The sequence below is a fragment of the Citrobacter sp. Cb031 genome, assembly GCF_030336725.1.
Taxonomy (GTDB): domain Bacteria; phylum Pseudomonadota; class Gammaproteobacteria; order Enterobacterales; family Enterobacteriaceae; genus Citrobacter; species Citrobacter braakii.
Genome location: NZ_JAOWDA010000026.1, coordinates 70572 through 85976, shown reverse-complemented (window position 1 = coordinate 85976; position 15405 = coordinate 70572). Strand labels below are relative to the sequence as shown.

Annotated in this window: 12 protein-coding genes; 4 read left to right on the top strand and 8 right to left on the bottom strand. The window is 48.2% G+C overall.

Annotation, left to right across the window (positions count from 1 at the left end; genetic code table 11):
* Positions 1-11: 11 nt before the first annotated feature.
* Positions 12-287, bottom strand: coding sequence for a DUF1471 family periplasmic protein YahO (gene yahO, locus OGV93_RS11750; protein ID WP_016151944.1), 276 nt, complete (start codon positions 285-287; stop codon positions 12-14).
* 273 nt (positions 288-560) lie between these two features.
* Between yahO and OGV93_RS11745 the strand changes: the two genes are divergently transcribed.
* From OGV93_RS11745 to OGV93_RS11730, 4 genes are all read left to right on the top strand, one after another.
* Positions 561-1193, top strand: a complete 633-nt coding sequence (locus OGV93_RS11745) for a LysE family transporter (RefSeq protein WP_016151943.1) — start codon at positions 561-563, stop codon at positions 1191-1193.
* A 79-nt stretch (positions 1194-1272) separates the two neighbouring features.
* The gene (locus OGV93_RS11740; protein ID WP_016151942.1) at positions 1273-2661 is read left to right on the top strand and encodes a diguanylate cyclase; all 1389 of its coding nucleotides are present in this window, start codon (positions 1273-1275) and stop codon (positions 2659-2661) included.
* A gap of 219 nt (positions 2662-2880) precedes the next feature.
* Positions 2881-3975: a 4Fe-4S binding protein gene (locus OGV93_RS11735; RefSeq protein ID WP_287109591.1), complete on the top strand. Its 1095-nt coding sequence runs from the start codon at positions 2881-2883 to the stop codon at positions 3973-3975.
* 183 nt (positions 3976-4158) lie between these two features.
* A complete protein-coding gene (locus tag OGV93_RS11730; protein ID WP_223307927.1) occupies positions 4159-4668 on the top strand; it encodes a hypothetical protein in 510 nt (169 codons plus the stop codon).
* Between the two features lie 106 nt (positions 4669-4774).
* Here OGV93_RS11730 and foxA read toward each other — a convergent pair whose 3' ends face one another.
* The 7 genes from foxA to pepT all read right to left on the bottom strand — a co-directional run bounded on the left by foxA (position 4775) and on the right by pepT (position 14165).
* Complete coding sequence (foxA, locus tag OGV93_RS11725) at positions 4775-6883, bottom strand: ferrioxamine B receptor FoxA (protein WP_287109590.1); 2109 nt, start codon at positions 6881-6883, stop codon at positions 4775-4777.
* A gap of 121 nt (positions 6884-7004) precedes the next feature.
* Positions 7005-7988 carry a helix-turn-helix transcriptional regulator gene (locus OGV93_RS11720; protein ID WP_032931274.1) on the bottom strand — a complete coding sequence of 328 codons (984 nt, stop codon included), beginning with the start codon at positions 7986-7988 and terminating at the stop codon, positions 7005-7007.
* Positions 7989-8267: 279 nt separating this feature from the next.
* Positions 8268-9848: a methyl-accepting chemotaxis protein gene (locus tag OGV93_RS11715; protein ID WP_287109589.1), complete on the bottom strand. Its 1581-nt coding sequence runs from the start codon at positions 9846-9848 to the stop codon at positions 8268-8270.
* 208 nt (positions 9849-10056) lie between these two features.
* The gene (locus OGV93_RS11710; RefSeq protein ID WP_016151936.1) at positions 10057-10296 is read right to left on the bottom strand and encodes a hypothetical protein; all 240 of its coding nucleotides are present in this window, start codon (positions 10294-10296) and stop codon (positions 10057-10059) included.
* Between the two features lie 91 nt (positions 10297-10387).
* Entirely contained in the window at positions 10388-11023 is a 636-nt protein-coding gene (locus OGV93_RS11705) for a DUF2913 family protein (RefSeq protein ID WP_065554256.1), read from the bottom strand.
* A 527-nt stretch (positions 11024-11550) separates the two neighbouring features.
* The gene (gene dcuC / locus OGV93_RS11700; protein ID WP_131347819.1) at positions 11551-12912 is read right to left on the bottom strand and encodes a C4-dicarboxylate transporter DcuC; all 1362 of its coding nucleotides are present in this window, start codon (positions 12910-12912) and stop codon (positions 11551-11553) included.
* Positions 12909-14165, bottom strand: a complete 1257-nt coding sequence (gene pepT / locus OGV93_RS11695) for a peptidase T (protein ID WP_016155790.1) — start codon at positions 14163-14165, stop codon at positions 12909-12911. Before pepT ends, dcuC begins: the two co-directional genes overlap by 4 nt.
* Positions 14166-15405 lie beyond the last annotated feature (1240 nt).

Genomic DNA, 15405 nt, shown 5'->3' with positions numbered 1-15405 from the left:
ACAGTAGCGTATTATTTTTTCTTGTAGATATTGGCTGTGCCATGGATTTTATTATCCGTTTGACCGGAGGTTAATACCACCACATCGGCCCCTTTCTCTTCTGCTTTCTTCAGCAGCTCTTCTTTAGCGTCTGAGACAGAAACTTCATTACTCGTTGAGATATCACCGATTTTTGTGTACTGCGACTCAACCTTTTCAAATTCAAGTTTTGTCATAAATTCCGCGGCATATGCGTTGGTCACGACAAAAGCTAATGCACCAATAAGTACTTTAATTCCAGTTTTCATAGACCAGCTCCAGGTTTTGTTATTACGCCATCATCGATCCCTGAACATTACATAACGCGATTCAAGGATGATTAATAACTAGTCCAGCCTGGATAAAAAATCCACATTCAGCAGGAATATATAGAGATTTTGCGGCGCAGAAAAAACCGGTCACCGGGTAGCAGCGCGTCAACCTGTTCAAAGTTTCAATAGCCAGTGTGAGTTGATCCTCAGAACAGGCAGCGCACTGAAATTATAGTGTTAACTTTATGAGAATCTGAGGAATTGTTGTCTATGGAACCTCTGCACGCCGTCGTACTCACCGTCAGCCTGTTTGTTTTAACTTTTTTTAACCCCGGCGCGAACCTGTTTGTGGTGGTGCAAACCAGCCTGGCGTCAGGGCGACGCGCGGGCGTGATAACCGGTCTGGGCGTCGCCTTAGGCGATGCGTTCTACTCCGGCCTCGGGCTCTTTGGCATGGCGACGCTTATCACTCAGTGTGAAGAGATTTTTTCGTTGATTAAGATTGTCGGCGGCGCCTATCTGCTGTGGTTCGCCTGGAACAGCATCCGGCATCAGGCGACACCGCAAATGCCAACGCTACAGCAGCCGCTTTCCGCCCCCTGGTATGTGTTTTTCCGCCGTGGGTTATTAACGGATTTATCTAATCCGCAAACCGTGCTGTTTTTTATTAGTATCTTCTCGGTCACCTTAAGCGCAGACACGCCAACGTGGGCCAGGTTGATGGCCTGGGCCGGCATTGTGTTGTCTTCCGTTATCTGGCGTATTTTTCTCAGCCAGGCGTTTTCGTTGCCCGCCGTGCGCCGTGCGTATGGCCGAATCCAACGGGTTGCCAGCCGGGTGATCGGCGCCATTATTGGTGTCTTCGCGCTCAGGCTTATTTATGAAGGTATTAGCCATCGATAAGAGAGTTTAACTTGACCATCGTGAGGTAATTGTCCGTAATACCGCCTGAATTTTTAATCGCACGTTGAGTGGCAGTAAGATGGAACAGGTTGAACCGGTAAACGACACATTACTCCTTACAGAATGGCAGGCGCTGTTACGTCAAACATCGCCTGAAGTTCACACGCTCCTGACATCGTTAAGCGATGAAGAGATCCGCCATTTAGTAACCGTTTTTTATGACTATATGCTCTCCCATGCGGAGAGCGCATTGTTCCTCAATACAGAACAGGTCAGTACCCGCCTCAGCGGCAGCATGTTTGACTGGCTGCGCAGCGTACTTGGCAGCGCCCACGAAGATCTCTCACAACTGCTGGCCAAACAGCGCAAAATTGGTGTGGTGCATGCCCGTATCGGCCTGCCCATCGATCTGGTTAACCGCGGCGCGCGCAAGCTGAAAGATGAGCTGTACAGGGTGTTAAAAACAAAGGCGGATTCCACTCCCGCCTTGCTGAGCGATGCTATCTGTTTCAGCAGTCTGGCAATGGATACTGCGCTGGAGGCCATGACGGTCTCCTATTCCCCCAGTTTTCAAAACTCTATGCACACGCAGGAGCAGTACCGTCTACAGACTATTTACGATGACGTTAACGTCGAGCGCGAGCGGCAAATCCGTTCGTTTACCGACTGGGAAAACCAGTTTATTTATAACATCGCCACCGGAATGCCTTTCGGTGAGATGGTGTTTCTGGCGAATTCTGACTTCGGTATGTGGTTATCACATAAGGGAAAACATATCCTCGGCAACAGCAATCTGCTGAATAAGATGGAATCACTGATTGCAGAGATCGACAGTCGTCTGACAACAACCCTGTCGCATCAGCATCAGCCGACAGAACCCGAGCGGATGAGCTTATTGCAGGATGTACGCCAGTTATCGGCAAAAATCCATTTCCTGCTCGCCTCAATGTTCGACGCGCTGGTTAAGCAGGAAAATGGTAAAGATTCGCTGACCCAGTTGCTTAATCGCCGCTTTATTCCGACCATCATGCGGCGCGAGATCTCGCTAGCGTTACATACGCGTAAGCCTTTTACCCTGGCGATGCTGGATATCGACTACTTCAAGCAAATTAACGATAACTTCGGGCATAATACTGGCGATCTGACGCTCAAAAACGTCGCAGCGGTCATTTACGATCATATCCGCAGCAGCGATTACGTGTTCCGCTACGGTGGCGAAGAATTTATGATTCTGCTCGTCGAGTCAGATGAAACACAGGCCAGTATTATTCTGGAAACGCTGCGTATGAAAATTGCCGAGATGCGCATGGCAGCCTCAGCGACAGAAACGTTTTCTATTACCGTCAGTATTGGTATTGCCGAATATGACTATCATCCCGACTATAAACAGTTGGTTGATAAAGCCGATCGCGCACTTTATCTGGCGAAAAGTAATGGCCGCGACCGCGTTGAGGTTTATCAGGAATAACCGTTGCCCTGCAGAGAAATAAATACCCCGTTCAGGGTATTTATCTGACCTGTGATAAATATCGGGCTGTTATTATTTTTCAGGCATATTGGCATGAAGAAAATAACAGCCGCGTAATAAGATGCAAATCAAATACACCAAATCTGAATAGCGCTAGCATATCCCGGTGATGACGCCTTCTGAATGCAGAAGGGGAAATATGAGGGATACTATAAAACCATGAACGGGAAGATGAGAACGCGCTGGCAGCGCCGCCCAGGCACGACTGGGGGCAAACTGCCGTGGAATGACTGGCGCAACGCCAGCAGCTGGCGAAAAGCCACCCAGTTTCTCCTGCTGGCTATCAATATTTATATTGGCGTGGCGTTCTGGTATTGGGTCCGCTATTTCGAAACCGCCGGCACCAGCGTTTATATTCCAAGGCCCGGCGGTATTGAGGGATGGCTGCCGATAGCGGGTTTGATGAATTTCCGCTATACGCTAGAGACCGGTTTTCTTCCGCCCATCCATGCCGCCTCTATGCTGCTGTTAGTTGCGTTTATCCTGATTAGCCTGTTGTTAAAAAAAGCTTTCTGTTCATGGTTATGCCCGGTGGGGACGCTTTCCGAACTGCTCGGTAATCTGGGGAGAAAATTATTCGGTCGTAACTTTACGCTGCCGCGCTGGCTGGATATCCCGCTGCTCAGCCTGAAGTATCTGCTGCTGGGGTTTTTCTTGTATATCGCCCTGTCGATGCCCGCCCAAGGGATTCAGTATTTTCTGACGTCAGCCTATGGAATCATCATCGATGTGAAGATGCTCGATTTCTTTCGCCATATTGGCTCCGCCACGCTCATCTCCGTGGTGGTTATCAGCCTCCTGAGCCTGTTTATTCGCAACGCCTGGTGTCGTTATCTGTGTCCTTACGGCGCACTGCTTGGTCTGTTCTCGCTGTTCTCGCCGTTTAAAATCCGCCGCAACGCCGACAGTTGCATTGATTGCGGGAAATGCGCGAAAAATTGCCCATCGAAAATCCCGGTAGACAGACTGATTCAGGTGCGTACTGTGGAATGCACTGGCTGCATGACCTGTGTTGAATCCTGTCCGGTGGCTTCAACGCTGAGCTTTTCCCTGCAGACACCGCCGGGTGCAAAAGGCAGCGGTAAAGCGTTATGGCGACAAACGGCACTGTCGGGTATTGCCATGACAATACTGGTGCTGGGGATTCTGTTTGCCACCATTGGTTATGCGGTATATGCCAATGTCTGGGATAAGCCGGTGCCGGATCACCTGTATTTCCAACTGATCCCGAAAGCAAAAATGATCGGCCATTAATTCTTTACCAGTATGTTCAAAACCCCTGCCAATTCTGGCAGGGTTTCCTGCCTGTAACGCCATTTTAAGACTATTGCACTTGTGTCATCGTGCCCCCGTTTATACAACCTTAAATATCACCCGTAATCATTTTTTTATTATGTTATGGGCGACTGGGACCACAATAATGAACGGGATAACATCATGACTAAAATAAAACTGGCGCTGCTTTTACCTCTGTTTCTGGCGGGTTGTACGGTAAGCGATGGAGAATTAAGAAACGCTTACGCTCAGCGTTATCAGCAGCCCGCCGCTTATGTCGATATCTATAAACAGAAAATAGCAGGCATGGATATTAATGCGCTGGCCCAATATGCCGCAGCAGAAGATAAGAAAAAAATGCGTGGGCAGCCAAGACTGAAAATCGACGAATTCATTACCATTGAAAATGTGCAGGCGAAAGGAAATCGGGTGGTCTACGATTACTCGCTGTCCGAGAGCTGGCTGGCGCTGTCCGCAGATAAACAGCGTGAAAAGCAGACCAATATGAATAAAGACCTGATCTACCGTACCTGCTCGCTGGAAACGGTACGTCTGGCGCAGGCTAAAGGGTTGGAAGAAGAGCATAACTATTACAGCCAGTACCCAGACAAAGTCGCCTTTACCCTGAGAACCAGCGCGCAGATTTGTATGCAAAACGGTTTTACACAATAACCGCAATCCCCCAGCCTGATGGCGCTGCGCTTATCAGGCCTACAATTTGCACGCAACTGTAGGCTTGATAAGGCGCCAGCGCCGCCATCCGGCTAAAAAACGATACTCAGAACTTCCATGAAACGCTGCCGACAATGCTGCGCTCGGCACCGAAGTAGCAGTATGAGAGCGAATTACAAGCTGCAACGTAGCGCTTGTCGGTCAGGTTGTTGACGTTCAACTGAGCGCTCAACCCTTTAATACCGATATTCGTTAAGTCGTAGCCAATTGCCATATCCACCAGCGTGTAGGACGGCAGAGTGTGAGTATTCAGGCGATCGCTGGCAATACCGTTGACATAACGCACGCCTGAGCCCAGCGTCAGGCCATCCAGCGGACCGCTTTTCACATCGTAGCTCAGCCAGGTACTGGCCTGGTTACGCGGCGCGTACACTGCACGCTTACCCTGCTCTTCCGGGCTGCTTTTCTTATAGCGAATGTCGGTATAGGTATACGCCGCCTGCAGACGGAAGCTCTCCGTCAGTTGGCTAATGGCCTCCAGCTCTACCCCTTCAGACTCAATTTCCCCAATCGAGCGGTACGGATCGGTCGGCTCTTCTTTGGTGGCGATATTCGTCTGATTGATACGGAATACCGACGCGCTGAACTGACTGTTGAGTCCTTCCGGCTCATATTTCAGCCCGGCTTCCCACTGCTTGCCTTTCATCGGATCCAGCAGATTGCCGTTCTCATCGGCAAAGCTGGTTGGCGTAAAGGCGGTGGAATAACTCACATACGGCGCAAAGCCGTTATCGAACAAATAGAGCAGCGCAGCACGGGTGCTGAAGTTGTTTTTGTCCAGATCGCTACGGGTATCGTTGATCTTATCAATGTTAGAAACGCTGACCTGATCGTAGCGACCGCCGAGCGTAATACGCCAGCGATCCCATGACATCTGATCCTGCAAATAGTAGCCTGTCTGGCGCAGCTTGTGCTTCTCACGCGCATACATGTTGATGTAATCAGGCTGCGCGCCGTATACCGGGTTAAAGGCGTCAATCGGCGGGAATGCACCGTAGTAACCGGTGGTATTGTTGCTGCGATCCTGATAATCGATCCCCACCAGCACACGGTGGTTGACCTGCCAGGTATCAAAGCTGCCGTCGAGTTGGTTATCCAGCGTAATCGCTGACATTTTTTCATCGGAGCCGGAGTAGCCGCGGTTAAGCTCGGTTTCATTCAGCCAGCCTGCCGCATACACCTGATTCAGCTCAACGTCGGTATGCAGGTAGCGCAGTTTTTGCCGCACCGACCAGCCGTTATCAAACAGGTGCTCAACGTTGTAGCCCATCATGTTTTCACGGCGATCGTATTTGTCGTAATCATCCTCGCCTTCGTAAAAGGTGTTGGAGATCTTTTGCCCGTAATGTGGAACCACGGTGCCGTCATACGGCAGACCGGAGTGGCTTCCGCCTTCCGGGTCACGGTGCAGATAAGCCATCAGATCCAGACGCGTCTGGTCGGTGATGCGCCAGGTCAGGCTTGGCATCAGCGCATAACGTTCTTCCTTCAATGGGCCAAACTGCGAGTCCGCGTAACGCGTCATTCCACTCAGTCGTGCCGCCACGCGATCGTTATCATCCAGCGCCCCAGTGACGTCAAACGCCGCGCCGCGCTGGTTATTGTTGCCAGCAAACAGTTTCACTTCTCCGCCGGCATCAAACGACGGCTTACGTGATGTCAGCGCGACAATACCGCCCGGAGAAGAACGGCCATACAGTACGGAAGCCGGGCCGCGTACCACTTCGATATCTTCGAGGAACCACGGATCGACCACCAGCGAGCTGTGTGAGTTGGTGTCCCCCATCATCTTCAGGCCATCGAGATAGACGTTGTCCAGGCTACCATCCGAGAAACCACGCAGCACAATATAGTCAAAGCGGTTGGAGGCACCAATCTGATTGCTGTACACCCCCGGCGTATAGCTCACGGCCTGGCGCACGCTGGTTGCGCCCTGCTCTTCAAACTGTTCACGGGTAATGATCGATACCGACTGAGGCGTTTCAATATCCGGCGTGGCGAGCTTCGTGGCCCCGCTTTGCATTTGCGAGGTGACAACCACCGTATCGTTTTTTGTTGTTTCCTGCGCCAGCAGTGGAAAAGCCACGCTACCGGTCACCCATCCCACCACTAGCGCCAACCGAGTCTTCGCGAACATGAATATCTCCAAAGGCATGTCTAATTGTAAGTGAGAATTATTACCTTTTTGCTAACAGAGATAGCTATGCAGGATGCCAGGTTGCCTATGCGCAGTGCCAAATTGTCGGGAAGGCACGTGCGCAAAACGTAAAAATGGATTAGCAAAGTTTGAGCACATCGCCAGGCGAAAAGCCGTAACGACGCCGAAATGCGGTAGAGAAGTTGGTAGCATGTTGATAACCCGACATCCAGGCCGCCTGCTGTACGCTGTATCCTTCCAGTAAATAGCCGCGCGCGCGTTCCAGACGGCAATCACGCAGGTAGTCAAAGACGGAACAGCCATAGGCCGCACGGAACTTGCTGCGCAGGCTGCTGGGGCTCATCGCCGCGCGTTGGGCCAGGGCATTGAGGGTGTAGTCATTCTCGGGACTCTGCTCCAGAAGACGACGAACGACCTCCAGCCGCTGCTGTTCACCGCTTGCCGCAAGCCGCTTGCCACTCTCGACCTGACACACGCTGAGGCCATGGCCGAACAGTTGTAATATCAGCCCTTCCAGCATCAGTTGGCGAGAAACATGGCCGATCGTGCTCCGCTGCGCATACTGCAGGCCGCTGAGTAAAAACCCCGGCACCTGCCAGATAAGCGTCGGCGTTTCGCATCTTTCCCACTCACGCATCAACGATTCGAGCAACCCCGTGCGCCACGCGCCGTCGGGATACAGACCGAGCGATAACGTGCGCAGTTTGCAGTCAGCATGATGGCGGGCACGCATCGTCTGATGCTCGCTCAGGCGTGAGCTAAACGCCATCCCGGAACGTACCACATGCTCCTGCCCGTTGAGCGTCAGGATGACGCAGCCTTCCAGAACCACCAGCATATACAGAGGACTGCTGTGGCGGGAGGTGGTTTCGTAGGGTTGTAGCACCTGCACATCAGAGTGCGTGACACACATCCCGCAGGGGAGCGTCATCTCCTCTACCTCTCCCTGCAGAACGGGGCTGCAAGACGACAAATCCGGCTTTTGCGCCAGCAGGGGAAAACGGTAATCGATCCCGTAACGCTCACCAAAATCCATAAACTCGCTGACGGAGAAGGTGCGGGCTACGCGTCTGGACGTATTCAGGGCGGTGGTGTTGTTCATGCTGTCTTCTGCACAGGAAATGGGATTAACGGTTGATAACTGAAGCAACATTACCATTACCTGTACAACACAACAATAATAATGAGAATTATTATCAATATGACGTATGCGATTTCAAATCGCGCTGGAGAACGTCATTCCCGATATTCTTCTCGCGCAGCTCATCAGGCAACATTGACACCTGATGAGCTGCGGTCTGTGAGCCGTGTGCAGCTCAACCTTTCTCACTGTCATAAACGGGCACGTCAAACGCACCACGATACCCGCCGAGTTTGTACTCTACTTATTATGCTGAATTTCAGGCTGGTTTTCTTCCACCTGGAACACCGCCACAGCCTGGGATAGCATTGCCGACTGCTCTTCCACACTGCCTGTCGTGGCGGCAATCTCCTCAACCAGCGAGGCGTTTTGCTGAGTCACTTGCTCCATTTGCGTTACCGCAACCCGGATCTGTTCGATGCCGCGACTCTGTTCCCCTGAGGCTCCAGAGATATCTTCCATTAAGACATTAATGTTGCGTATTGCCTTCGCAATATCCGCCATCATGGCGCCACTGTTTTCGGCTATCTCTACCCCTTCCTTAACGCTAATTGCCGCTTTGGCAACCAGTTCACTGATTTCTTTCGCCGAGGAGGCGCTGCGCTGAGCAAGCGTTCGGACTTCACTCGCCACAACGGCAAACCCACGCCCGGACTCACCAGCGCGTGCGGCTTCCACCGCCGCGTTTAATGCCAGGATATTGGTTTGAAAAGCAATACTATCAATAACATTGGATATTTCGTTCACGCCTTGCGCATTACGGCTGATCAGGTGAATTTTCTCAACCATATCACTCATTAAACGCTCGCCACGCAATGCCATTTCCGTGCTTTCGCTGGTCATGACGGATGCCTGATGTGACTTATCAGTATTATTTTTTGTTGTGACTGAAATCTGCTCCATACTGGCCGCCGTTTCAACGACTGCCGCAGCCTGCTGTTCCGTTCTGGTTGATAAATCGGAATTACCGGAAGCAATTTCCTGCATACCGATATTAATAGACTCAACGCCATCGCGAATAGTGCTGACAGTCTCGCGTAGGCCTTTTTGCATATTATGCAAATTTAAGCACAGTATGCCGATTTCATTGTTACCCGATACCTTAACAGGATGGCTGAGATCGCCTTTACCAATCCGCGCAAAATGTTCAGAAACGATTTTTAAAGGCTGAATGATGGTCCGGTTCAACCAGAAATTACAGATAACGAAGATAAGTACCGTAATGACCAGGATCACGGATACTTTCAGGATCGAGGTATTAAACTGAACGTGTGTTTGTGCAACGATCTTCTCACCAATCAGCATTGTTGATTTGTAATAATTCGTCACTTCGTTATCGAAATTTTTGCGAGCCGCGAGCAGTTCCGCATTAGCATTTTCTTGTGCATTAATAATACTGTTGCTGGAAAGCGTCTGATTTAATGTATCAATAGACTTTTGCTCAGCATTCATTTGTTGCTCAAAAGCCGTTCTGATGACTTTACCGATTTGCGGATCGTCAGCCGTCAATCCAGGAATACCCCAGAAAATATCGAACTGTTTTCTGGCATACGCCATCTGATCTTGCATTTGATTCACTGTCTGTCGGGCATCGGTCGCATTATGTTGTTGAATATTATCACGAACGCTTCTGACTTTATAAACAGCCTCAACGACCTTATGCAGGGTATCCTGCTCCTTAATGATGTTATGTAGTAATAACGTATTTTTTTGATTTTCTTTGAGATCAACTAACTCAAATCCATTGGAAAAGAACTGCATGAAGGTAAATAACAACAGCAATAATAACAGGCTGGTTTTAATTCTCATATTCTTTAACATTTAAACATCTCCATAACAATAAAAATCCTCTACGACTTAATTGTTATCGACACATCACGTAATACCTTAACCTGTAAAATGGTTAATTATTAGAAAGTTTCCGCATTCATTCTTAGGTAATAAATTAATTACTCAGGGGGACATACTGCGATAAACAGCAGCCCTCTAACATTGGCAAAAATAAGGCCAAAACTATTCAACATTAATATTATTTATGGATATAAACGGTAATGTCTTTCTGACTATCGACAGGCACCCGCACCCAGGACAACGAATCGACGGTGATCGGTGCCATTTCATTTTCTAAACGTAACAACGGCGTGCTGGCGTCTGGCACACCTGTACTTTCAGTTATCTCGAGAACGCCCCGAAAAGAAATGGACACACTGTCTGGAATATCAGACAACCTTATCCATTCGTTGGCAATCACTAACTTTCGAGTAAACATTCGCTGTCCTTGGCGCGTGGTTTCTATCCGATAAATTTACAAGTTGATCAATCTATTCTTTGCATTAACAGCACATTGCTCACATCGTCAGTTAAGCATTACTTACCAGAAGAAAATGGAAGTGATAAAACTCATTTGAAACGTGCTTTACAAATTCAGCCGGAAGGTTATGTTTAATGAACGTTAACTTTGCAAACTCAACATCGCCATATACCCGGATACAGAAGGGTTTGACAATCTCACCCTGCACGCCAAAACACGCCTGCAGCCGAGTGTCATCCATAAAAATAAAATTACCTGCTCTTACCTTAATCTTTTCATGCAGATCTCGCCATTTCTCTGGCGTAAGCAGAAAGCTTTCCCAGCCATTATTTCTCAACACCTCAATCGTATGAGTAAACTTAAAATAGTCGTTTTGCATCGATACATCGCCACTCGAAGTCGAGTATAGATATTCTATTTTAAATTTAAGTTGTGCATTGAGGCTTTTTTTCTTGCCTTCATCAATTAGCCATTGAAGTTCATTGATTACGTTCCTTGAGAAGAGCTTTCTTTTTTTAGCGATGGCCAGCCATTGCATAATAAAAAGATGCTCTGACATTTTAGAATGAATCTTACGGTCCCGTATTGCGATACCAATTGCTACCAATGCACTCCAGGTAAACGCTTCCAGGTCATCCTGATAATGGTGTCGTAACGTACTAACTTTTCCTGAATCCCTTACCACTTAAACCTGCCCAAATAAATCATTATTACATGTAAATCTTGCATTATTTCATTTTAAAAAATACTACAACTAAAAACATCAAAATATGATCCAGATTAATTTATCCCTATGTAATAAAATTGCAAACTTAACACATCACTCTTATTAATCATTGATGCCCGGATGGCTCAGCGATAAATAATAAGAATTATACGATAAAGATAAAAACTAATAATACTCACAGGTTATCAATTCCACCTACTGTTAAAAATATGATCATCATAAAACTTCAAAAATTGCTGATTAGAAGAAATATCCTGATAGTTTTGACCAGACACCCAAGACAAACACCCATTCCAACGCTAAACAGCCATTAAACATCCTAATGGAATCGCATTTTATCCTCCGCTGAGCGACAGACAGCCTCACAGCAGCAGGCCAGGCTTTTTATACAGGTATCAGTAATATTAACGCTTTTAAATTTTGCCTAATTCAAAAAGCCAACATCCGGATTCAATGAACCGGAAGTTGGCTTGTCGCTGGTACGGTTAATAGAAAATACCAATGATCAGGGTGTGAGTAACGAACCCCACAATCAGCGGTACGGCGGTACGCTTCACCACATCGAATGGGGTTATTTTCGCTCCGCTGGAAACGGCAATCACGACGCCGGATACCGGTGAAATGGCCCGTCCCATATGCGATGCCTGCTGCATCGGCAGGATCATGGCAACGGCGTTAGCGCCCATACTGGCGGCAATTTGCGGGATGAGCTCAACGAAGGCGAGGAATGGCGCATTCCCCGACCCCATAATGATCGCCGCGGCCAGCGTCACCAGCGCAAATACTACCGCCATGGCAAACGGCGGTAATCCCACGTGTTCGGCCATCAGAATGAGCTGATCGATCGCACCGATGACTTTAATTCCGTGAGCAAAAACCCCTGCCGCAACCAACAGTCCAACCACACCGGTAAACGCAGTGCCCATTCCTTTCAGGAAATGGCTGAAACCTTCGCATACCGACTTTAAATCACGCACTCGCAGCCATTCAATCAGCATACAGATGGTCATTGAAATGAGGACAATGGTGATAATATTCAGGTTGATACCCCTGACGAACATTTCGGATGACCCTACTGCCATCAGTATCGGAAGCATGGGGAGCAGCGCGTAAAAAGCCGGGGATTTTCCTGAATCAGTCACTTCTGCGCTACCGATTTCCCGCGGTAACGTCCCTGCTTTACGGTCGCAATGCCGCTGCCAGAAAAAATGGCACACGCCGACAACCAGAACCGTCGCCAGCGCGGCGGGTCCCTGGTGGTAAACAACATATTCCACTACATCCATATTCACTGCTTTAGAGCCCCTGATAGCATCGATTGCCGTCGGGGTGTAAGCCACGCCAAGCGAAGTAGCAATGACCCCGGCAGCCGAGGCCGCTGAGAGCCCTAACCCCAGCATAATGGGGAACATCGTCCCCATCAGCAACACGGCAAGCCCGGTTGCCGAAGGAATGGCCAACTGCAGGAGGCTGGCGAGCAGGTAGGAGAAAAAGAGGAGCACATAGGGTGAACGCAGCGCCCGTAAGGGTTTCGTTACTACCCGCACGACCGCCTCATTTGCGCCGATATGATCCATGTAATGCGCAAATCCCATTAACGCCATGATCATCAGGCCGAGATCGGCGGCGCGCGTGCTGAAGAGATCGCGCATCACTTCGAAAGGATCGAGAAAGGAAATTCCCGTACTGGCAACCCCCTTCGGTAATACGGAACCCCATCCGGTTAACGCGGTGCAAATCATCAAGACTAAGCCCGCAATGAAGAGCACCGGTTCAGCACGGTAACCTTTCAGAATCAGACGCGCGACCACCACGATAATCAGAAGTGCGATTAACACCTGAATCATGACTGAGCTCTCCGCTGCGCGAACTCAGTATAAGTTTCCTCAATCACCGCCACCACCACATCACTGGCAGCCCGCAGAGAACGCACCGGCAGATACTCATAAATTGAATGGAAGTTATGAGCACCGGTAAAAATATTCGGGCACGGCAATCCTTTCTGCGACAGTACCGCGCCATCATACCCGCCACGCATGGCGACAGGTGCGGGCGTTATGCCGCATTTCTGATACGCGCGGAATGCAATATCAATCGGGTAGTGAGCGTCCCCCTGCAAACTGTTCAACACATTCGCGTAGCGATCGGCTAAATGACAGACCACGCTGTTTTCCCCCCACAGGGCACAGGTGCTGACGGCAAGCTGGCGAATAAACGCCATACGCGCCTTATAACCTTCTTCACTGAAATCGCGGATATCCAGCTTAAGTACCGTGCGGGCGCTGTTACCCTGTAGCTGTTTTACCCAGTAATACCCTTCGCGCCCTTCCGTATATTCAGGCGCTTCTCCCCCTGGGAGCATGGCAATAAACTTATGCGCCATCAGCAGCGAATTCTTTAACTTACCTTTGGCCGACATCGGGTGTGCGGACTGGCCGGTAAAGATGATTTCCGCATCGCCCGCATTCCAGTTCTCGTAAACAAACTCACCGATACCGCAGCAATCCAGGGTATAGCCAAAATCAGCACCAAACGCGGCAACATCAAAGGCTTTTGCGCCACGCAAGCCCTGTTCCTCATCCGGGACAAAACCCACTTTTACCGGCCCATGTTTTATTTCCGGGTGTGCGACCAGATACTCAAGAGCATTCATAATCGCGGCGATGGCTGCTTTATCATCAGCGCCCAACAGACTGGTCCCGTCGGTCACCAGCAGGTCATCACCGATATAATTTTTCAGTTCCGGAAATTCACTTTCGCGCAGGTAAATATTCAGCTCTTTGTTCAGGCATAAATCCCCGCCGTGATAATGCAGGCGTTGTGCTTTGGTGTCTGCCGTCTGTTCCGCACTGGTATCCAGATGACCAAAAAAAGAGACCACCGGGATCGTGTCATCAGTATTTGCAGGTAAGGTTGCCGTCACTATAGCGGTATCCCTGACCTCAATGTTTTCCATTCCTAATGCTTCAAGTTCTGCTGCAAGCAGTTTTGCCAGTTCCATTTGACCAGGAGAAGAAGGCATTATCCCATTAGCGCCGTTTTCCCTTGATGTCGTGGTATTGATTTTCGTGTAGTTAATAAAGCGTTCAACAATATCCATTCCAGGAGATCCTTTAATGTATCATTTATGAGGTACTGCGAGAGGTGTTCTGCATGCAGCGTGGGGTAAGTAATCTGAGAACCAAATAAAATCAGCGCTCATCCCAGAACGCTGATTTTATGGGCATTACGACAACGATTTATATAAAGGAAGATAAAAAGGCCAGTGATTATACCTGCGATTAAAAAACTCCTTTCTGATTGATAAAATCATATTCCCTGTCTGTTTTTACTGCTATTTCCCATGGTGTTAAGCTAACAGAAGTCATAAACGGCATCCCTATACCTATGAGATAATAGAAATCATTTAGATTCCTGTACTCTGTACTGGCATAAGACATACCATCGCTATATTTTTTTAATGAACGAATACTGTATCAGCAACATGCAACCGTTTGCACCTCTCTACAAATAGCCACTTCGCGCACTAAAATCCGTGAACAAAATCACAATTACCTCAAAAGCAAAAAACTTCTATCGCGCTGAAAAAAAGGCAGTTATAAGGAAAGCTATATAATACCCACATAAACATAGCCAGAATTATACTATTCACTATGAAATAGATTCAGGCTGATACTATTTCAATATTGCCGTAGGGGTCAGTAGAGCTAAATCGTCGTAATCAATAATGTTTAACATCAATAACGATAATATTAAAAATTCTATTTATGACGATAAGCTAAATAATATGCAGGAAAAAAAACCTCTCCCCCGAGAAGAGATTCAGGGCAGAGGTAATACGGGTGTTAAGGACATACTTATAGTTTTAATGATAACAGAAGCGCTTCTTGCAGGACCGAGTATACACACTTAGCCACGTTAAGAAAATTCTTAAAAACATTAAATTGCAAATTTCATTTAAAACCACAATTATGATAAAGGAGCATTTATCAAAGAACAAAATTAACCAGCAAAAAGAGTAAATCATACTAATCAATGAGGTGATAAAAAAAGAATAGCAATGCTGTATGGCTACCGATAGCGTTTCTGGCGACGCTGAAACATTAAATTAATTTAATGAATAAATGCGATTTACATAACGAGAATTAAAAAGTCATTAAATAAAAGAAATACAATTTTTCGTTACAGATCACACTTCCACTACAAGGAGGTTCCCCTACTGTTTCTTGCAGGTATGATTCAGCATGTAAATACCTTTCAACTCAACCCGAGGCTTTGATGCTGGAGAATGTAATCATCTGATAATCAGCTTCCCGACCTTTTCAGGCCGGACTGGTTAT